We start from the raw sequence: 19,179 nt of genomic DNA on the forward strand, positions 1-19,179 counted from the left end.
GTGCGAGACTGGGCCGTGCTCTCCGACGTAACCCTGGACCTGCCGGTACGCCCGGTGCTGCCGGCGCTGGTCGCGGCACTCGACGCGGCCGGGGCCGGCGTCCTGGTCGCTCCGCCGGGCACCGGCAAGACCACTCTCGCGCCGCTGGCCGTGGCCGACCGGGTGACCGGGCGGGTGGTGATCGCGCAACCCCGTCGGGTGGCCGCGCGCGCCGCCGCCCGGCGGATGGCCGAGTTGCTCGGTGAGCGGGTAGGCGACCGCGTCGGTTACGCGGTGCGCGGCGAGCGTCGGGTCAGCTCCGCGACGCGGGTGGAGGTGGTCACCACCGGCCTGCTGGTCCGCCGGCTGCACCACGACCCGGAGCTGTCCGGCACGGGCGCGGTGCTGCTCGACGAGTGCCACGAGCGGCAACTCGACGCCGACCTGGCGCTGGCCTTCACGGTGGAGGCGCGGGCCGCGCTGCGGCCGGATCTGTGGCTGCTGGCGATGTCCGCGACCCCGGACACCGACCGCTTCGCCGCGCTGCTCGGCGGGTCCGCCCCGGCCCCGGTGGTACGGGCCGACTCGGCACTGCACCCGGTTGAGCGGATCTGGGCCCCGCCGGCGCGCCCGATCGTCACCGCCGGTGCCGGGCCGGTGGATCGGGCCCTGCTCGACCACGTGGCCGCGACCGTCCGGCGGGCGCTGCGCGAACGCGCCGGTGACGTGCTGGTCTTCCTGCCCGGCGCCGGCGAGATCGCGGCGGTCAGCGGCCGGCTGGCCGACCTGCGGGACACCGTCGCGCTGTTGCCGCTGCACGGCCGGCAGCGGGGCGCCGAGCAGGACGCGGCCCTGCGTCCCGCCGACCGACGCCGGGTCGTGCTGGCCACCGCGCTGGCCGAGACCAGCCTGACCGTGCCGGGCGTGCGGGTGGTGGTGGACGCCGGCTTGTCCCGAGTGCCCCGCATCGACCTGGCCCGAGGGCTGGGCGCGCTGGTCACCGTGCCGGTCTCCCGAGCCGCCGCCACCCAGCGGGCCGGCCGGGCCGGCCGGGAGGCCCCGGGGTACGTCTACCGCTGCTGGTCCGCGGCGACCCACGAACGGTTGCCCGCCCGCGCCGAGCCGGAAATCGCCACCGCCGACCTGACCGGTTTCGCACTGGAGCTGGCGGCCTGGGGCCGGCCGGACGGCGTCGGGCTCGCGCTGCCCGACGCGCCACCGGCCGCCGCGCTGACGGTGGCCCGAGACACTTTGCTCACCCTGGGCGCGGTCGACGTCGACGGTCGGATCACCGCGCGGGGGCGGGCGATCGCCGCCGCCGGCGCGCACCCACGGCTGGCCCGGGCGCTGCTCGACGGCGCCGGTCGGGTCGGCGCGGACCGGGCGGCGGAGGTGGTCGCCCTGCTCGCCGAGGAGAGCGCGGCCGGCCCCGGCGACGACCTGGTCGCCGGTTGGCGTCGGCTGCGCGCCGGCGTCGACGCGGGGGCGACCGCCCGCTGGCGCGCCGAGGTACGCCGGTTGCGCGCCGCGTTACCCACCGGCTCCCCGGCCGAGGGCCGCGCCGCCCGCGGCTCGGGTGGGCTGAGCGACGATCTCGCCGCCGGGCTCCTCGTCGGTCTGGCGTACCCGGAGCGGTTGGCCCGGGTGCGGCGGCCGGGCGGATCGTCGTACCTGATGACCGGCGGGACCGCCGCGGAGCTGACGGCCGGGTCGGGGCTGGCCGGGTCCGACTGGCTGGCGGTGGCCGTCGCGGACCGTACCCCCGGCGCTCCGTCGGCCCGGATCCGCCGGGCCTCGCCGGTGGACGAGGCGACGGCCCGGGAGGCGGCCGGTCCGCTGCTCCGGACCACTCGCGAGGTGGGCTGGTCCGACGGCGACGTGGTGGCCCGGGAGGTGACCCGACTGGGCGCGATCGAGCTGCTCCAGCGGCGGCTGGACCGGCCGGAGCGGGCGGAGGTGGCGGCGGCCGTGCTGACCGGTCTTCGCCAGGAAGGGCTGGGGTTACTGACCTGGACCCCGGCGGCGCGGGCACTGCGGGAGCGCCTCGGGTTCCTCCGGCACCACCTGGGCGACCCGTGGCCGGAGGTCAGCGACCAGGCGTTGCTCGACGCCGCCGGGACCTGGCTGGGTCCCGAGTTGGCCGGGGCTCGGCGTCGGGCCGACCTGGCCCGGGTGGAAGTGTCGTCGGCGCTGCGCCGGCTACTGCCCTGGGCGCAGGCCGCCCGCCTGGACGAGCTGGCCCCGGAGCGGATCGAGGTGCCGAGTGGGTCCAGGGTGCGGGTGGACTACACCGATCCGGCCGCGCCGGTGCTCGCCGTGAAGCTTCAGGAGACGTTTGGCTGGTCGGCGGCCCCCCGCATCGGTGCCGGGCGGACACCGGTCCTGCTGCACCTGCTCTCCCCCGCCGGCCGGCCGGTGGCGGTCACCGCCGACCTCGAGTCGTTCTGGCGTACCGGCTACCCGCAGGTGCGCGCCGAGCTGCGCGGGCGCTATCCCCGGCACCCGTGGCCAGAGGATCCTCGGACGGCGACCCCCACCCGGCGCGCCGCGCCACGCCGACGCTGAGCGCCGGCGCTACTCCTGCGAGACGTCGGCCACCACGACACTCACGTTGTCCGGTGCGCCGGCGTGCAGTGCCAGATCGATCAGCTTGCCCGTGCAGGCGGTCCGATCGGGATAGTCCCTGAGCACCTCGGTGAGGGTGTCCGGGCGGACGACGTTGGAGAGGCCGTCGCTGCACAGCAGCCAGCGGTCGCCGACCCGGGGCACCATCGTCGAGTACGACGGGTTGACCTCCTCACCCTGGAGCGCCTGGGTGACGACGGCGCGGCGCGGATGGCTGCTGGCCTGGTCCGCGGTGATCACGCCCTGGTCCACCAACATCTGGACGAACGTGTCGTCCCGGGTGACCTGCTTGAGCACGCCCTCGCGGAACAGGTAGGCCCGGGAGTCGCCGACGTGCGCGAGGGCCAGGCAACTGCCGGTCCGGGCGAACAGCAGGGCGGTGAGTGTGGTGCCCATGCCCTGGCGCTCGGGATCCTCGGCGACCGCCTGGCGGATCCGGGAGGTGGCCAGCGCGATTCCACCTTCGAGCGCGGCCACCAGGGCATCCTCGGGGGTTTCCAGGTCCAGCGGGGCCAGCGCGTCGATGGTGAGGGCGCTGGCCAGGTCGCCGGCGGCCATTCCGCCCATGCCGTCGGCGACGGCGACGAGCCAGTTTCCGGCATGCAGGGCGTCCTGGTTTCCGCTGCGGATCAGCCCACGGTCGCTCGTCCCCACGGAACGCAGCTTCAGGGTCATGGGAGGCAGCCTGCCAGGCGAAGGGCGCAGTTGTCTCTAGGAGATCAGGACGACGGCGCGTGGCGCGGCCAATCTCACGTCCACACGTCGGTGTCCCGGGTCGCGGCGGGCGCGGCGGTCGCCCTCGTCGCGCACCAGAACCCATCCAGTCAGATCAATTGACACGGGGTGCCGCCGCTGGAAACATCGAGCCGTTACCTGGGAGCGCTCCCAGGTTTTCGGTCACCACCACCGTCCCCCACCCGTCCGGAAGGACTCCCCGTGACGAGATCCCGACGCCGCCTCCTGTTGGCCGCGGCGACCACCCTGGCCCTCACCGGCGCGGGCGCCGGCGCGGCCCACGCCGCGCCACCACCGGATGCCCCCGAGCAGATCGACAACGGCGACTTCAGCGAGGGGGTGAGCCCCTGGTTCTCGTTCGGCACCGGCGCACTCGCGGTTACCGACGGGCAACTCTGCACCACCGTGGCGGGCGGGCTGGCCAACCCCTGGGACGCCGGCATCGGCCAGGACGGGGTGCCGCTGATCGCGGGCGCCGAATACACCCTCGGCTTCGCCGTCTCCGCCACCCCCGGCGCCGCCGTCAAGGCCGTGCTGCAACTGGGCAGTGCCCCGTACACGACGTACGCGGCCGTCGACGCCACCGCGACCGGCACCCTCCAGCGGGTCGAGCAGACCTTCACCGTCCCGGACGACAATTCCAACGCCCAACTGATCTTCCAGGTCGGCGGCTCCGCCCAGACGCAGACCATCTGCCTCGACGACGTCTCGCTGCGCGGCGGCGAACCGCCCGAGCCGTACGTGCCGGACACCGGGCCGCGGGTGCGCGTCAACCAGGTCGGCTACCTGCCCGGCGGGCCGAAGAACGCCACAGTCGTCACCGAGTCCACCAGCGCGCTGCCGTGGCAACTACGCAGCGCTGCCGGTGCCGTCGTGGCCAGTGGCACCACCACCGCACGCGGTGTCGACGCCGCCTCCGGCCAGAACGTGCAGACCGTCGACTTCTCCAGCTACCGCACCCCCGGTAGCGGACTGACCCTCACCGTCGACGGCGAGACCAGTCACCCGTTCGACATCTCCGGCGCCGTCTACGACCAACTGCGCTCCGACTCGCTGCAGTTCTTCTACGCCCAGCGCAGCGGCATCGCGATCGACGGCGACCTGATCGGCGACGAGTACGCCCGCCCCGCCGGACACCTTGACGTGGCACCCAACAAGGGCGACACCAACGTGCCCTGCCAGCCGGGCGTCTGCGACTACTCGCTGGACGTGCGCGGCGGCTGGTACGACGCCGGCGACCACGGCAAGTACGTGGTCAACGGCGGCATCGCCACCTACCAACTGTTGAACACCTTCGAGCGCACCAAGACCGCGGCGACCGCCGACGGCGGCGCCGAGCTCGCCGACAGCACGCTGCGGGTGCCCGAACGCGACAACGGCGTGCCGGACATCCTCGACGAGGCCCGCTGGGAGCTGGAGTTCCTGCTGAGCATGCAGGTACCGGCCGGCAAGCCGCTGGCCGGGATGGTCCACCACAAGATCCACGACCAGAACTGGACCGGGCTGCCGCTCGCCCCGCAGGACGACCCACAACCGCGTGAGCTGCACCCGCCGTCGACCGCGGCCACCCTCAACCTGGCCGCCACCGCCGCCCAGTGCGCGCGACTGTTCGCCCCCTACGACGCGGCGTTCGCCGCCCGCTGTGGCACCGCCGCGGCCACGGCCTACGCCGCGGCCAAGGCCCACCCCGCGGTGTACGCCAGCCCGACCGACGGCACCGGCGGCGGCGCGTACGACGACAGCCTCGTCACCGACGAGTTCTACTGGGCGGCGGCCGAGCTGTACCTCAGCACGGGCGCGCAGAACTACCTGACCGACCTGACCGCGTCGCCGCACCACACCGGAAACGTGTTCGAGCCGCGCGGCTTCGGCTGGCAGAGCGTGGCCGCGCTGGGCCGCCTCGACCTGGCCACCGTGCCGAACGGGCTGCCCACCGCCGACCTCACCCGGGTCCGCGCCTCGGTCACCACCGCGGCCGACGCGTACCTCGCCGAGCTGCGCCGGCAGGCGTACGGGCTGCCGATGCCCGGCGACGCCGACAGCTACTTCTGGGGCGGCAACAGCAACGTCATCAACAACGCCGTCGTGCTGGCCACCGCGTTCGACCTGACCCGGAACCCCGCCTACCGCGACGGGGCCGTGCAGGCGATGGACTACATCTTCGGCCGCAACGCCCTGAACATCTCCTACGTCACCGGGTGGGGCGAGCACGCCGCGCAGAACCAGCACAGTCGGATCTTCGGCCACCAGCTCGACCCGAACCTGCCCCGACCGCCGGCCGGCTCCATCGCCGGTGGCCCGAACGCGGCCCTGCAGGATCCGTTCGTGGCCAAACTGCTCGCCGGCTGCAAGCCGATGTTCTGCTACGTCGACGACATCAACTCGTACTCGACGAACGAGGTCGCGATCAACTGGAACTCGGCGCTGACCTGGATCGCCTCGTTCCTGGCCGACCAGGGTGACGCCGGCGCGGTGCCGGCCAGCACCTGCTCGGTGAGCTACAGCAACTACGGCACCTGGCAGGGCGGCACCGGGTTCACCGCGCAGCTGACCATCCGCAACACCGGTGCCACGGCCGTCAACGGCTGGAACGTGCGCTTCGCGTTCACCGGCGGCCAGCGGGTGCGCGAGGCGTGGTTGGCGAAGGTCACCCAGGCGGGTGCGACGGTGACCGCGAAGAACGAGTCACACAACGCCAAGATCAATCCCGGCGGCACCGTGACGTTCGGCTTCAACGCGACGACCTCCGGCGGCGCCAACCCGAACCCGGGCCTGGTCACCCTCAACGGGAAGTCCTGCTCGCTGTCCTGAGCACGCCCGGCTGGTGGCCGCCCTCCCCCGGGCGGCCACCAGCTCGGCTGGATCCGCATCCCTACCATCGCGAGCATGGATGGACGAGGGTGGATCCTGGTCGGGGTGGCCGCCCTGCTGCTCGCCGCACTCCTGGTGGCGGCGCTGCTGGTCGTCGCGCGACGCCGGCGTCGCGCCCCGGCCGGGGCCGACGAGACGATGCGCCGGGCGCGCCAGGCGATCGCGGCGAGCGGGCACCGTCAGCGCCGCCAACGCCGGGGCACCATGCGCGGCAAGGGCTACGGCGGAAACGACAACCAGGCCTACAACAGTGGCGTCGCCAGCGACTCCGGCGGCGGGCCCTGACGCCCGCTTGCATCGTCGACGCGACGGGCGGCGGCCCGGACCCCGACCCGGGGTCCGGGCCGTCTCAGCGTGCGCCCGGGTCTGCGTCTCGCGCCCGGTGCTTACCTGTCTTCGGAGGTGGAGCTGTGCCCATGGACGACGGACCCGTGACGCCAGCGCTCCTGATCTGGACCGCACAACGGGTGATCAACCAGCATCGCAAGCCGCCGAGCCGCTGCGCGCAGTGCCAGGACGACGGGTGCGAGATGTTGACGTGGGCGCACAACGCACTCACGGCGCACCGCGAATGATCGAGCGGGAGCCAGCCCGCTCGGCAGGTGCGAAGACCTCCTCGCGCACGGATCGCCGAAATTGTCGTACACCTGTTCTATTCTCGGTGGGTGTTCGAGGAGTTGGCACAGGCAGAGGCGGCGATCGCCGCCTGCGCCGACGCGCCGGCCTGGGCTCTCACCGAGCCTGACCTCGTCTCGGCTCTCGACGCCGCGCACCGGCTTGAGAGCCGTCTGGCGGCCGTGCAACTGACCCTGGTGCGTGAGCTGGACGGCCGGGGCACGGCGGTGGCGCAGGGCGGGTCCTCGACGGCGGTCTGGCTGCGCGATCGGCTACGGCTCACGGTCCCCGCCGCCCGCCGGCTGGTCGACCTCGCCGGCGCGCTCGACACCGGCGCACCGGGGGTGCGGGCAGCTCTGGCCAGTGGGGCCATCAGCGTGGAGCAGGCCCGGGTCATCGCCGCGACGCTCGGCACCGTGCACGCCACCGCGGGCGCCGAGGCCGCCGACAAGGCGGTCGACGTGCTGGTCGAGTGGGCCGGGCAGTTCGAGCCGACCCTGCTGCGCAGGCTCGGCACCCGGATCCTCGACCACGTCGCCCCGGACGTCGCCGACGCCGCCGCCGAGGCCGCGCTACGGGCATTGGAGTCACGCGCCGCCCGCGACCGGCACGTCACCATCAGCGAGCAGCCCGACGGCCGGCTACGCCTCACCGGCACCCTCAGCCCCGAAGCCGCAGCCGCGTGCCGCGCCGTCATCGACCCACTGACCACGCCCAGCGGCCCCGACGACACCCGCACCCCGGGCCAGCGCCGCCACGACGCCCTCGCCGACGTGTGCCGACTGGCCCTGCGCACCGGCGAGCTACCCGAAAACGGCGGCGACCCCGTCCAGGTCGTCGTCACCACCAGCTACGACGGGTTGACCCAGCAGTTGGGCAGCGGCGCTCTCGACATCGGCCAGCGGATCAGCGCCGAGACGGTGCGCGGGCTCGCCTGCGACGCCGCCATCCTGCCCGCCGTCCTCAACGGCACCGGTCAGGTCCTCGACGTCGGCCGGCAACGCCGCCTCCTCACCGGCCCACTCCGCCGCGCCCTCGTCCTGCGCGACCGGGGCTGCGCGTTCCCGGGCTGTGACCGCCCGCCCCGCTGGTGCGACGGTCACCACATCCGACACTGGGCCGACGGCGGTCCGACCAGCCTCGACAATGCCGTCCTGCTCTGCGGCCACCACCACCGACATCTCCACCACGGCGACTGGGTCGTGCGGCTCGGCGGCGACGGGCACCCCGAGTTCCTCCCACCCGCCTGGCTCGACCCCGACCAGCTCCCCCGCCGCAACCACTACCACCCACGAACGTGATCTTCTTGCGCCGCCAGCCGGCGGATTTCCGACCACCACGGGTGCCGGGGCGGAACGCAGCCCGGACTTGATCACGTACAGCTCACGCTTGGCCGCGGTCATCCCCCGCGCGTCGAGCACGTACCCCCGTGATCCACACCCACCCGCCGTAGGGGTTGTCCTCGCCGACGGCCACCACCCGCACCAACAGCGCCCGGTCCCTCGCGAACTGCACCGAGCAGTCAGCTGTGACGAACGCCGCCGCGCTCGGGGCATCGGTGCGCGTACGTCGGCCCTACGGTCGAGTGGGTGGGCACCTGGGCGACGGTTCGCGGCAACTGGCGGTCTCTGTCGCCGCTGCCGCCGCCGGGTCGGCTGCGTACGCTGTCGCTGGCCACGCTCGCCAACACCGTCGGGACCGGGCTGTGGGTGACCGGTTCGGCGCTCTACCTCACTCGCGTCGTCGGGCTGAGCCCGACGCGGGTCGGGCTGGGGCTCACGCTCGCCGGCCTGGTGGGGCTCACCGCCAGCGTGCCGCTCGGCGGGCTGGCCGATCGGCGTGATCCGCGGAACCTGCGGGCGGTCCTCCAGCTCGCGCAGGCCGCCGTCGCCGTGGCGTACCTGCTGGTGGGCTCTTTTCCGGTCTTCCTGTTGGTGGCCACACTGGACGCGCTGCTGATCTCCGGCAATCTGGCGGTCCGCGCGGCGCTTGTCGCCGCGGTCGGCGGGCCGGAGGGGCGGGTGCACGCCTTCGCCACGCTGCGCGCGGTGGCCAACCTGGGTGTGGCGCTCGGCGCGGCGCTGGCCGGGTTCGCGTTGGCGGTCGACACCGCGTGGGCGTACCGGACGCTCGTGGTCGGCAACGTCGCGACCTATCTGGTCTCGGCGCTCCTGATCATGCGATTACCGTCGTTTCCGCCGGCTCGGCGACCACTGCGGCCGAAACCCGGTCGGGCGTTGCGCGACGGTTGGTTCCTCACGGTCGCGGGGGCCTCGGCGGTGCTCTCCCTGCACGGGGTGGTGCTGACGCTCGTGCTGCCCCTGTGGCTGGTGACCCGCACCGACGCCCCGCTGGTGACGATCTCCGCCCTGCTGCTGGTCAACACGCTGCTCACCGTGCTGTTCGCGGTACGCCTGAGCGGCGGCGCCCGGCACGCGCTGCCGGCTGCGGCGACGATGCGCCGGGCCGGGCTGGTGCTCGCGGCCGGGATGCTGCTCTGGGCAGCGACCGGATTCGTCTCCGGCGCGTTGGCGATCGGCCTGCTGCTGGGCGCGACGGTGATCTACACGCTCGGCGACCTGTGGCACGCCGGGGCCGGGGCGGCGCTGGCCTACGACCTCGCCGCCCCGGACGCCGTCGGCGCCTACCAGGGGGTCGACACCCTGCTCGCCGGGCTGGCCCGCGCGGCGGGGCCGGCGGTGCTGACCTGGCTGATCCTCGGCGGTGGTCCGCTCGGCTGGCTGGCCCTGGCCGGGCTCCTCGCCGGCACCGGCCTGGCCGTGCCACCGCTGACCCGGTGGGCTCTGACAAACCGCAGCGATCAGCCGATCTCCTCGTCGACGTAGCACCAGCGCCAGGTCTCGCCCGGCTGCACCGACCGGATCACCGGGTGGGCGGAGGACTCGAAGTGCTTCGTCGCGTGCTGGTACGGCGACGAGTCGCAGCAGCCGACGTGCCCGCAGCTCAGGCAGGCCCGCAGGTGCACCCAGTCGGCGTTGCCGATGGCGACGCAGTCGGGGCACTCCTCGGTGGTGCGCGGCTCCACCGCGTCCGCCTCGGCCAGATGCTGGCAGCTCACTTCTCGACCTCCCGCAGCAACGACTCTTCCAGGTCCAGGTCACGATAGGCCCGCACCAGCACCTCCTCGGGGATCCGGCCGGAGTCCCGGGCAGCCCGGAAGACATCCCGCTCGGCGTCGATCATCTTCTGTCGTAGCCGACCGTACGCCTGCGACGGCGTTTCCCGCTCGGCGCCTCCGAGCCGCTCCCAGGCCAGGTTGTTGCGATCCTCCAGCGCGCGGCGCAACCGGTCGACCACCGCGTCGGGGGCGCTGTCGGCCAGCTCGTCGAGGCGATCCTGAGCGGCGCGGCTGGCCTGTTGCTGCACCCCGGCAGCCGACAAGGCGTCCTGGACCGGGTCGTCCTGGGGCAGCTTCAACCGGCGGGCGACCAGCGGTAGGGTGGCGCCCTGGCCGACCAGGGTGACCACGATCACCGCGAAGGCCAGCCAGATGAACAGTGCCCGGGGGTACGGCTCGTCGCCGGCCAGGGTCAGCGGCAGGGCCAACGCGGCGGCCAGCGTCACCACGCCGCGCATGCCGGCCCAGCCGATGACGATCGGGAACCGGGGTGACGGGGCCGAGTCCCGGCGCCGGACCCTCGGAACCAGCCGGGCCAGGTAGGTGGCCGGGAAGAGCCAGACGAAACGGGTCAGGACGACCGTGGCGAGCACCGCGACGGTGATCAGCGCGAGCGACCCGGCCGGCTCGTCGAGGTCGCGCAGCACCTCCCGCAGTTGCAGGCCGACCAGGAGGAAGACCAGCCCTTCCAGCAGGAACTGGACCAGCCGCCAGAACGCGGCGGTCTGCAACCGGGAGGCCGCCGAGAGCAGTTGGGACAGCTTGTGGCCGAGCGCCAGCCCGGTGACCACCACGGCGACCACGCCGGAGGAGTGCACCGCCTCGGCGGCGAAGACCACCGCGAACGGAATGATCAACGACAGGGCGTTGTCCAGCAGGGGGTCGGTGATCCGCCGGTGCAGGAAGCCGAAGACCACCGCGCCGAGCGCGCCGATCAGGATGCCGCCGCCGGTGGCCCGCAGCACCTCGATGGTGACGTCGGCGGCGCCGACCGCCGAGCCGGCGGTGGCCATGGTGGCGACCCGCAGCAGCACCAGCGCGGTGGCGTCGTTGACCAGGCTCTCCCCCTCCAGGATGGTGACCACCCGGCGGGGCAGCCCGACCCGGCGCGCGACTGCGGTGGCGGCCACCGCGTCTGGCGGGGCGACCACCGCGCCGAGCGCCAGGCAGATCGCGAACGGCACCTGCGGCAGCAGCAGGTGCAGCACGAACCCGACCACGAACGCGGTGAACAACACCAGGCCGACCGCGAGCAACAGGATCGACCGGATGTTGTTCTTGAACGCCGGCACCGAGGTCTCCAGCGCCGCGACGTACAGCAGCGGCGGCAGGATGCCGACGAGCACCAGCTCCGGGTCGAGTTCGACGTGCGGGACGCCGGGCACGAAGGAGAGCGCCAGGCCGAGCACGACCAGCACGATCGGCGCGAGCAGGCCGAGCCGGCGGGCCAGCGCGGCGCCGAAGGTGGCGATCGCCAGGAAGACGACGACCGGAAACAGGCTTTCCATGGGGTACGAGCCTAGGGGTCCGCGGATCCGTCCCTCGATCAGCCGGTCGGCCGCAGTTTCGGCAGCACCTCCGCGCCGAACGCGTCGATGAAGCCGCGCTGCTCCTGCCCCACGTGGTGCAGAGCGATCTGGTCGAAGCCGAGCTGCGCGTACTCCTCCAGCCAGCCGACGTGCCGGCCCAGGTCGGCCGAGATGTTCACCATCTCGGCGACCCGCTGCTTCGGCACGTCGGCGGAGACCACGTCGAAGTGCTCGACGGTCTCCAGGTCCCAGCAGACCGGCGGGGCGAAGACGTTGCTGCGCCACTGGTCGTACGCGAGCGCCTCGGCCTGCTCCTGCTCCGGCGCCCAGGAGACGTGCACCTGCAGGTGCAGCGGGCCGCGCCCGCCGGCGCCCCGGTAGGCGTCGATCATCTCGCGCAGGTGCGCCACGGGGGCGTTCACGGTGATCAGACCGTCCGCCCACTCGGCGCACCAGCGGGCGGTGGCCACACTGACGGCGGCGCCGACGAGCGCGGGCGGCTCCTCGGGGCGGGTCCACAGCCGCGCCCGGTCCACCCGGACCAGGCCGTCGTGGCTGACCTCCTCGCCGGCCAGCAGCGCCCGGATCACGTCCACGCACTCCCGCAGGCGCGCGGCGCGGACGTCCTTGCGCGGCCACTCCTCGCCGGTGATGTGCTCGTTGCTGGCCTCACCGGTGCCCAGGGCGGCCCAGAACCGGCCCGGGTACATCGCGCCGAGGGTGCCGATCGCCTGCGCGATGATCGCCGGGTGGTACCGCTGGCCGGGCGCGTTCACGACCCCGAACGGCAGGCCGGTGGCCTGCAACGCCGAGCCGAGCCAGGACCAGGCGAAGCCGGACTCGCCCTGCCGGGCGCTCCACGGGGAGAAGTGGTCGGAGCACATGGCGGCGTCGAAGCCGGCCCGCTCGGCGTGTTTCACCGCCTCCAACAGGGCGCGCGGACCGATCTGCTCATGCGAGGCGTGGAATCCGAACAGCGTCATGGGCGCACTTCCTACCCACGCCCGCCCCCGCTGATGCGTGCCGCGCCGCGAACTACTCGGCGTGCGCGCCGGCTCCGGCCGAGGCGGCACCCTCGCCCACCCACACCGTCTTGGTGTTGCAGAACTCCCGCATGCCCAGCGCCGACAGCTCGCGCCCGTAGCCGGAGTTCTTCACCCCGCCGAACGGCAACTCCGGATAGGAGGTGGTCATGCCGTTGATGAAGACGTTGCCGGCGTCCAGGTCGGTGGCGAAACGCTCCTGCTCGGCCGGGTCCCGGGTCCAGGCGTTCGAGCCGAGCCCGAAGTTGGTGCCGTTGGCAACCTCGATCGCCTCGGAGTACGAGGACACCCGGAACAGGCCGGCGACCGGGCCGAAGACCTCCTCGGACCACATCCGCATCGTCGGGGTGAGGTCGGTGACCACGGTCGGCGGGTAGAACCAGCCGTCGCCGGTCGGCGGTTCGCCACCGCAGAGCACGGTCGCCCCGTTGTCCACGGCGTCGCGGACCTGGGCGTGCACCTCGTCGCGGCCACGCTCGCTGGCCAGCGGCCCCACGTCGGTGTCCGGGTCCATCGGGTCGCCGACCCGCAGCGCGGCCATGTTCGCGGCGAACTTCTCGGCGAACGCGTCGAAGACGTCGGTGTGCACGATGAACCGCTTCGCGGCGATGCAGGACTGGCCGTTGTTCTGACAGCGGGCGGTGGTGGCCACCTCGGCGGCCCGGTCCACGTCGGCGGAGGGCATCACCACGAACGGGTCACTGCCGCCGAGTTCCAGGACTGTCTTCTTCAACTCCCGTCCGGCGATCTGGGCGATGGAGCGGCCGGCCGGCTCACTGCCGGTGAGCGTCGCGGCCCGGACCCGAGGGTCGGCCAGGATCGTCTCGACCGCGTCCGAGCCGACCAGCACGGTGGTGAACGCCCCCTCGGGGAAGCCGGCCCGACGAAACACGTCCTCCAGCAGCAGCGCGGTCTGGGGCACGTTCGAGGCGTGCTTGAGCAGGCCGGTGTTACCGGCCATCAGCGCCGGCGCGGCGAAGCGCATCACCTGCCAGAGCGGGAAGTTCCACGGCATCACCGCGAGCACCACACCGATCGGCTGGTAGCGGATGAACGCCCGGGTCGCCTTCACGGCGTCGGCGTCGGCCGGCTCGTCGGCGAGGAACCCCGGGGCCCTGTCGGCGTAGAAGCGGGCGGCCGTGGCGCACTTGGTGACCTCGGCCTGCGCCGAGGCGTACGTCTTGCCCATCTCCGTGGTCATGATCCGGGCGATCTCGTCGCGCTCGGCGTCGAGCAGGTCGGCGGCGACGGTCATCCACCTGGCGCGCTGGTCGACGGTCGTCGTCCGGAGCTGCTGGTACGCGAGGTCGGTGCGCTCGATGGCACCGTCGAGTTGCTCGGCGGACATTGCCTCGTAGGTCTTGAGCACCTGGCCGGTGGCGGGGTTGGTGGTGGCGATGTGGGGCATTCGTCCTCCTGTCACTCGAACAACGAGTGTCGTACGCCCGGCTCCTCGCGGTGCCGGGCGGCGCGGCGGCGCTGGATCACGACCAGGTCGACCACGGCGACCACGGCGAAGATCGCGCAGAGTACGCCGAGCCAGGCGATGCCGGCCCAGAACGCCAGCACCGCGAAGAGCACCATGACCACCAGCCCGAAGCCGGCGAGGGTGAGCCGGAGGTTCAGCGCGCTGTACGCGTGCCCGACCGTGCCACGGGCACGCCGGGGCTGCGATCTCGTCATGCCCAGGGAGCTACCCCCGATCGGACGGGTTAACCGGCACCGAGCACCCGCGCACTACGGGTGTTCCGGTGTGCTCCGGCACATCCGAGCGCGCCACGGCCTCGGTACCCGCACGATGGGCGCATGTCAATGACCCTCGCCGTACCGGTGACCGTCGCCATCGCCCGCCGTGTCGACCCGGCCCGCTCCAGCGAGATGGTGGCCTGGATGCGGGCCGGCACCGCGCTGGCCGAGGCGTTCCCCGGTTTCCTCGGTGCCGGTTGGGTGCAGAGCGGCCCGGGGTCGCCGGAGTGGCACATGCTCTACCGCTTCGCCGACGCCGAGACCCTGCGCCGGTGGGAGGAGTCGCCGCAGCGGCACTGGTGGCTCAGCTCGGCCCAGGGGATCGTCGAGCACACCCGGGTCGAGCGGCGTACCGGCATCGAGGGCTGGTTCGACCCGCCGCTGGAGCACTCGGTGGAGCCGGTGGCGCCGGTGGGGCCGGCGTCGCCGCCGAGGTGGAAGCAGGCCGTGACGATCTGGTTGGCGTTCTTCCCGCTGAGCCTGAGCGCCACCCTGCTGACCAGCCACTTCCTCGCCGCCGTGCCGTTGGCGGCGCGGGTGCTGCTGATGACGCTCTGCCTGACCCCGCTGATGACCTATCTGGTGCTGCCCCGGATCACCCGGGCGCTGCACGGGTGGCTGCACGGCCAGCCGGCACCTCGGCGGGATTAAAGCACCTCGCCGCCCGGCCGTCGACACTCTGCCGCATACCCGACAGCAACTTCCCGGTGAACCACCTCCTACGCATAGAGTTACCGCGCTGTCGCTCTGCGCTGCGGAACGGGGGACGTCATGCCTCGACGGTGGGTCGCCGCGCTGGCCTGTCTCGTCGCGCTCGTCGCGTTGGCCTGCGAGGGCGGCACGTCCGCGACACCCCGCCCCACCAAGAGCGCACCGCCGTCGAGCGGGCCGGGCGGCATCGCCGCCCTCGGTGACTCGATCAGCACCGGCTTCGCCTCCTGCCTGGTGCTCACCTCCTGCGAACGCAACTCCTGGTCCACCGGCGACGGGCTGCGGGTGGAGAGTCACTACCGGCGGCTGCTCGACCAGAATTCGGCGATCCGCGACCGGACGTACAACCACGCCCGGGCCGGGGCTCGCGCGGACGCGCTCGAAGGTCAGGCCCGGGCGGCGGTACGCGACCGCCCCGACTACGTCACGGTGCTCATCGGCGCCAACGACATCTGCCGGGGCGGGGTGGACGCGATGACACCGGTGGCGCGGTTCCGGGCCGACGTGGACCGGGGGCTGCAGGTGTTGCGGACCGGCCGGCCCAAGGCCCGGGTGCTGGTGGTGAGCATCCCCGACCTGTACCGGCTCTGGGAGGTCGGGCACGAGGATCCGCGAGCCGTCCGCGCGTGGCGGCGGGGCGTCTGCCCGGCCCTGCTGGCCGAGGCCACCTCGACGGCGCCCGCCGACCAGGAGCGCCGGGTGGCCGTCCGGGATCGGATCGACGCGTACAACGCCGAACTGGTCGCGGCCTGCCGGGCGTACGGCTCACGCTGCCGCCACGACGGCGGCGCGGCGCACAAGGTCCGGTTCACCCTGGACCTGCTCAACCCGCTGGACTGGTTCCACCCCAACGCCAGCGGCCAGGAGCGGCTCGCCGAGGTGACGTGGCGACCCTCCGGGATGGCCAGTTGACCCTCCCGGAGGGGCGGTCACGGTTGGCGGGGTCCCGGCAGCGCCCTGCCCCGGGGGCTGTAGAGCGCCCGGGATCGCTGCGCGAGGTCCTTCGTGGCCGACGAGTTGGCCCAGGTGCCGAGCACGATGGCCGCGCCCGGAACGATCTTGGCGACGATCCGCTTGGCGGCTCGGACGCCGGCCATCTGGGCCAGCCGGACGCCGAGTTGCAGCATCACCCGACCGAGTGGACGCTGGCCGCCCAGGCCGAAGAGCGCGTCGGCACGTTCCCGGCCGGCGGCCACGCCGAGCGCCAGTCGGGCGCTCTCGGCGACCTTGTGCACGCGCTGCAGCACCAGCAGGTCGGTGGCCCGGTCGCTGTGCAGCGGATCGACGTCGTACGCGGCGGCGATGTGCAACACCATCCGCGCCTGGGTCCAGGCCAGGACACCCACGTCGATCACGGCACCGGGTAGTCCGGCCACGCCGGAGACCGCGCCGGACAGCCGGGCCAGGTTGACGAACTTGCGGGCCGCCTGATCGGCCAGGGCGTCGGACGACACCCCGGGCTGCTCGGCACGGGCCCGGTCGGCCCACTGCTCGGCTTCCGGCCCGAGCCGGCGCACCGCCTCCAGGGCGAGGTGCTCCGGGGCGTACTGGGGGTCGTCGCGCATCCGGTCCCAGAGACGGGCCGGCGGACCCTCGGGGGCGTCCGCCGGCCCGGCGGGCAGATCGACGGACGGTTGGGGAGTAGGGGCGGGCTGGCCGCCGGCGGGCGGAGTGTCGGTCACCGGGTCTCCCCTGGAATGGGAATGGCGGACAGGGCGGCCGATGGAGTGGTCAGCGGCGGCGGTTGGAGAACCGGGCGGCCAGACCCTTGAGCTTCTGCTGGTTAGCGGGCTTGGCCATCTCCTGACGACCCCGCTCGACCAGCTGCTGCCCCTTCGGCGATCTCAAGAACGTGGTGATCCGCTGCATCAGTGACATGGCGTCCTCCTGTCGATGGTCCCGCTGTCATGTGTACCCCGAACCCGCAACACATGTACCCGGGATGCGACAGCCTCAACCCTGACCGTCCACAGTGGCCGGAAGACTACCGTCCCGCCGGCGAGATGGCGTCGACGACCCGGGTGGCCCGCCATTCGTGCTGCTGGTAGTACTCGGGGTACGCGGAGACCTGCACCGCCTGCGCCGCGTCGGTGAGTCGCATCCGCTCCCAGCCGGGCACCTGCTCCAGCGCGGAGAGAAACTGCCGGGTGGCGAACTCGGGGTCCATCAGCCGGCCCACCGGGCCCCAGCCGCTGCTGGAACGCTGCTGGAAAAGTCCGACCGAGTCGTGGTCCCAGCCGACGCCCTGGTGCGGGTAGTCCTGCGACTCGGGTAGCACACCGCTCGCCACGTTGTAGAGGTTGCTCTCCTGCATGGCGGTGGCGACCGCGATCACCAGACCCCGGCGGGGCACCCCCATCTTGCGGCCGGCGCGCACGATCGCCTCGGCGTTGTTCATCTGGTCCTCGTCCAGCCCGGCCACGGGCGCCGGTTTGGTCGGGCGGGCCGGAGCGGCCTTGCGGGCGGGTGCCGCGGTGTCCGGGTCGCCGGGGGTCGCCGAGGCGGACGGCGCCGGGACAGCGGCGCGGTCGAGACCACGCGAGGCGACGCCCTGCTCGGCCCGCTGGGCCAGCTCCGCGCTGGCGGGCCGGTCGGTTCGGGTCGCCGTGCCGGGCTTCTCGTCGCAGACCTGGGCCACGACGGTCAGGCCGAGGCAGCAGACCACACCGGTGGCCAGCGCCAGCTGGGTCCGGCGTCGACCGGTCAGGTCCCGGACGTACGCCCGGAGTCGACTCGCAGCGGTTGTCCGTTCGGCTGAGGTGCCATCCTCCGTATCGGCAGTAGGGCTGCTCGGGGCGTACGGGTCGTCGAGGGTGCCGTCGTCACGCATCAACCGAGGCTAGGCACGGCGGAACTCCGATCACGCACGGTGATCACGTGGTGATCGCCACAGATCGGGGCCGCACTGGTGGACGCCCCGGTCGGGTCGACCCGCCCGGGGAACGTTCCTCGCGTACCGGATGAACCCGGCGGCGCACGCAGGCCGGCACGGCCGACGTCAGGCCCGGACATCGGACCGTTGGGGCTGACATGATCGACAAACTGGGCCGATGGGTCGAACCACCCATCGGCCGATCGGCTGACCACCGCCACCTGACGGCGTAATCAGGCGAATAGTCCGGTCACGCCCATCCCCCGGGCGACGGATCGCCCGGCGCAGGAATGCGCCAGGATGGCGGGTACGTTGCCCGAACGGGTGCCCTCCGTCGCGTCGGCACCCCGCAGGCACATTTCAGGGAGGTCCGCACCGGTGCTCGACCCACACGAGCTCTACCAGCTCACCGACAATTTGCCCGATCTCGGGCAACCGGTCCTGATCCAGGCCCTCACCGGGTTCGTGGACGCCGGCAACGCCAGCCGGCTGGCGCGCGAGCAACTGCTCACCTCGCTGGAGGGTCGACCGATCGCGACCTTCGACGTCGACCAGCTCTTCGACTACCGGTCGCGACGACCGGTGATGACCTTCGTCGAGGACCACTGGGAGAGCGTCGACGCGCCCAAGCTGGAGCTGCACCTGCTGCAGGACGACGACGAAACCCCGTTCCTGCTGCTCACCGGTCCGGAGCCGGACCTGCAGTGGGAACGGTTCGTGGCCGCCGTGGCCGGGCTGGCCGCCCGCCTGGGTGTCCGGCTCACCGTGGGGCTCAACTCGATCCCGATGGCGGTGCCGCACACCCGTCCGACCGGCGTGACGGCGCACGCCACCCGCCCCGAGCTGATCGCCGGATACGAGCCCTGGCTGCAACGCGTCCAGGTGCCCGGCAGCGTCGGCCACCTGCTGGAATTCCGCCTCGGCGAGCAGGGCCGCGACGCGTTGGGCTTCGCCGCCCACGTGCCGCACTACGTGGCGCAGACCGAATACCCGGCCGCCGCCGAGGTGCTGCTCACCTCCGTGTCACGCAGTACCGGGCTGCTGCTGCCCGGTGACGGGCTCCGCTCGGCCGCCGAGGTGGTCCGGGTGGAGATCGACCGCCAGGTCGCCCAGACCGAGGACGCCGCCGCCCTGGTGCAGGCCCTGGAGGAGCAGTACGACGCGTTCGCCCGTGGTCGGGGCGAGAAGAGCCTGCTCGCCCCGGACGCCGGGCCGCTGCCCACGGCCGACGAACTCGGCGCGGAACTGGAGCGGTTCCTGGCCGAACAGACCCGTCCCGGCGACACCCCGGGCAGCTGACCCGGCGTACCCGGG

General features: G+C 73.1%; 18 protein-coding genes. 9 read left to right on the forward strand and 9 right to left on the reverse strand.

The window, feature by feature from the left end; all coding sequences use genetic code 11:
- The first annotated feature begins 15 nt into the window (after positions 1–15).
- The gene (hrpB, locus tag ACFYPM_RS12810) at positions 16–2,544 is read left to right on the forward strand and encodes an ATP-dependent helicase HrpB (protein WP_387195445.1); all 2,529 of its coding nucleotides are present in this window, start codon (positions 16–18) and stop codon (positions 2,542–2,544) included.
- A 9-nt stretch (positions 2,545–2,553) separates the two neighbouring features.
- On the opposite strand, the gene ACFYPM_RS12815 is transcribed toward hrpB, so the two are convergent.
- Entirely contained in the window at positions 2,554–3,279 is a 726-nt protein-coding gene (locus ACFYPM_RS12815; RefSeq protein ID WP_387194967.1) for a PP2C family protein-serine/threonine phosphatase, read from the reverse strand.
- A 261-nt stretch (positions 3,280–3,540) separates the two neighbouring features.
- Here ACFYPM_RS12815 and ACFYPM_RS12820 point away from each other — a divergent pair, with 261 nt between their 5' ends.
- The 5 genes from ACFYPM_RS12820 to ACFYPM_RS12840 all read left to right on the forward strand — a co-directional run bounded on the left by ACFYPM_RS12820 (position 3,541) and on the right by ACFYPM_RS12840 (position 9,671).
- Entirely contained in the window at positions 3,541–6,150 is a 2,610-nt protein-coding gene (locus ACFYPM_RS12820) for a glycoside hydrolase family 9 protein (protein WP_387194970.1), read from the forward strand.
- A gap of 75 nt (positions 6,151–6,225) precedes the next feature.
- The gene (locus tag ACFYPM_RS12825) at positions 6,226–6,495 is read left to right on the forward strand and encodes a hypothetical protein (RefSeq protein ID WP_387194973.1); all 270 of its coding nucleotides are present in this window, start codon (positions 6,226–6,228) and stop codon (positions 6,493–6,495) included.
- Positions 6,496–6,626: 131 nt separating this feature from the next.
- Positions 6,627–6,785: a hypothetical protein gene (locus tag ACFYPM_RS12830; RefSeq protein WP_387194976.1), complete on the forward strand. Its 159-nt coding sequence runs from the start codon at positions 6,627–6,629 to the stop codon at positions 6,783–6,785.
- 90 nt (positions 6,786–6,875) lie between these two features.
- Positions 6,876–8,126: a DUF222 domain-containing protein gene (locus ACFYPM_RS12835; protein WP_387194979.1), complete on the forward strand. Its 1,251-nt coding sequence runs from the start codon at positions 6,876–6,878 to the stop codon at positions 8,124–8,126.
- 288 nt (positions 8,127–8,414) lie between these two features.
- Positions 8,415–9,671, forward strand: coding sequence for an MFS transporter (locus ACFYPM_RS12840; RefSeq protein ID WP_387194982.1), 1,257 nt, complete (start codon positions 8,415–8,417; stop codon positions 9,669–9,671).
- Here ACFYPM_RS12840 and ACFYPM_RS12845 read toward each other — a convergent pair.
- From ACFYPM_RS12845 to ACFYPM_RS12865, 5 genes are read right to left on the reverse strand one after another with little or no spacing between them, the layout of a single operon-like run.
- Positions 9,647–9,904 carry a UBP-type zinc finger domain-containing protein gene (locus tag ACFYPM_RS12845; protein ID WP_357245553.1) on the reverse strand — a complete coding sequence of 86 codons (258 nt, stop codon included), beginning with the start codon at positions 9,902–9,904 and terminating at the stop codon, positions 9,647–9,649. The two genes, ACFYPM_RS12840 and ACFYPM_RS12845, sit on opposite strands and share 25 nt — an antisense overlap.
- Positions 9,901–11,472 carry a Na+/H+ antiporter gene (locus tag ACFYPM_RS12850; protein ID WP_387194986.1) on the reverse strand — a complete coding sequence of 524 codons (1,572 nt, stop codon included), beginning with the start codon at positions 11,470–11,472 and terminating at the stop codon, positions 9,901–9,903. The genes ACFYPM_RS12845 and ACFYPM_RS12850 overlap by 4 nt, the downstream gene beginning before the upstream one ends.
- Before the next feature lie 38 nt (positions 11,473–11,510).
- The gene (locus ACFYPM_RS12855; RefSeq protein WP_387194989.1) at positions 11,511–12,476 is read right to left on the reverse strand and encodes a TIGR03885 family FMN-dependent LLM class oxidoreductase; all 966 of its coding nucleotides are present in this window, start codon (positions 12,474–12,476) and stop codon (positions 11,511–11,513) included.
- 52 nt (positions 12,477–12,528) lie between these two features.
- On the reverse strand, positions 12,529–13,944 hold the full coding sequence (locus ACFYPM_RS12860; protein ID WP_387194992.1) for an NADP-dependent succinic semialdehyde dehydrogenase: 1,416 nt from the start codon (positions 13,942–13,944) through the stop codon (positions 12,529–12,531).
- 11 nt (positions 13,945–13,955) lie between these two features.
- The gene (locus ACFYPM_RS12865) at positions 13,956–14,219 is read right to left on the reverse strand and encodes a DUF6343 family protein (RefSeq protein ID WP_387194995.1); all 264 of its coding nucleotides are present in this window, start codon (positions 14,217–14,219) and stop codon (positions 13,956–13,958) included.
- 123 nt (positions 14,220–14,342) lie between these two features.
- On the opposite strand from ACFYPM_RS12865, the gene ACFYPM_RS12870 reads away from it, so the two are divergent.
- Positions 14,343–14,933: an antibiotic biosynthesis monooxygenase gene (locus ACFYPM_RS12870; protein ID WP_387194998.1), complete on the forward strand. Its 591-nt coding sequence runs from the start codon at positions 14,343–14,345 to the stop codon at positions 14,931–14,933.
- A gap of 120 nt (positions 14,934–15,053) precedes the next feature.
- Positions 15,054–15,905, forward strand: a complete 852-nt coding sequence (locus ACFYPM_RS12875) for a GDSL-type esterase/lipase family protein (protein ID WP_387195001.1) — start codon at positions 15,054–15,056, stop codon at positions 15,903–15,905.
- A gap of 17 nt (positions 15,906–15,922) precedes the next feature.
- Here ACFYPM_RS12875 and ACFYPM_RS12880 read toward each other — a convergent pair whose 3' ends face one another.
- The 3 genes from ACFYPM_RS12880 to ACFYPM_RS12890 form a co-directional block, all read right to left on the reverse strand.
- Complete coding sequence (locus ACFYPM_RS12880; protein WP_387195004.1) at positions 15,923–16,675, reverse strand: EcsC family protein; 753 nt, start codon at positions 16,673–16,675, stop codon at positions 15,923–15,925.
- A gap of 49 nt (positions 16,676–16,724) precedes the next feature.
- Positions 16,725–16,871 (reverse strand): hypothetical protein, encoded by a 147-nt coding sequence (locus ACFYPM_RS12885; RefSeq protein WP_387195007.1) that lies wholly within the window; start codon positions 16,869–16,871, stop codon positions 16,725–16,727.
- Positions 16,872–16,977: 106 nt separating this feature from the next.
- On the reverse strand, positions 16,978–17,823 hold the full coding sequence (locus tag ACFYPM_RS12890) for a peptidase M23 (protein WP_387195010.1): 846 nt from the start codon (positions 17,821–17,823) through the stop codon (positions 16,978–16,980).
- Between the two features lie 420 nt (positions 17,824–18,243).
- Between ACFYPM_RS12890 and ACFYPM_RS12895 the strand changes: the two genes are divergently transcribed.
- Positions 18,244–19,164, forward strand: a complete 921-nt coding sequence (locus ACFYPM_RS12895) for a proteasome assembly chaperone family protein (protein ID WP_387195013.1) — start codon at positions 18,244–18,246, stop codon at positions 19,162–19,164.
- Positions 19,165–19,179 lie beyond the last annotated feature (15 nt).

It is taken from the genome of Micromonospora sp. NPDC005203, from assembly GCF_042872705.1.
Classification (GTDB): Bacteria; Actinomycetota; Actinomycetes; order Mycobacteriales; family Micromonosporaceae; genus Micromonospora.

Coding starts and splice junctions, on each gene's coding strand:
- ACFYPM_RS12815 (WP_387194967.1), bottom strand. CDS start 3,279: ATGACCCTGAAGCTGCGTTCCGTGGGGACGAGCGACCGTGGGCTGATC.
- ACFYPM_RS12825 (WP_387194973.1), top strand. CDS start 6,226: ATGGATGGACGAGGGTGGATCCTGGTCGGGGTGGCCGCCCTGCTGCTC.
- ACFYPM_RS12830 (WP_387194976.1), top strand. CDS start 6,627: ATGGACGACGGACCCGTGACGCCAGCGCTCCTGATCTGGACCGCACAA.
- ACFYPM_RS12850 (WP_387194986.1), bottom strand. CDS start 11,472: ATGGAAAGCCTGTTTCCGGTCGTCGTCTTCCTGGCGATCGCCACCTTC.
- ACFYPM_RS12855 (WP_387194989.1), bottom strand. CDS start 12,476: ATGACGCTGTTCGGATTCCACGCCTCGCATGAGCAGATCGGTCCGCGC.
- ACFYPM_RS12860 (WP_387194992.1), bottom strand. CDS start 13,944: ATGCCCCACATCGCCACCACCAACCCCGCCACCGGCCAGGTGCTCAAG.
- ACFYPM_RS12865 (WP_387194995.1), bottom strand. CDS start 14,219: ATGACGAGATCGCAGCCCCGGCGTGCCCGTGGCACGGTCGGGCACGCG.
- ACFYPM_RS12870 (WP_387194998.1), top strand. CDS start 14,343: ATGTCAATGACCCTCGCCGTACCGGTGACCGTCGCCATCGCCCGCCGT.
- ACFYPM_RS12875 (WP_387195001.1), top strand. CDS start 15,054: ATGCCTCGACGGTGGGTCGCCGCGCTGGCCTGTCTCGTCGCGCTCGTC.
- ACFYPM_RS12885 (WP_387195007.1), bottom strand. CDS start 16,871: ATGTCACTGATGCAGCGGATCACCACGTTCTTGAGATCGCCGAAGGGG.
- ACFYPM_RS12890 (WP_387195010.1), bottom strand. CDS start 17,823: ATGCGTGACGACGGCACCCTCGACGACCCGTACGCCCCGAGCAGCCCT.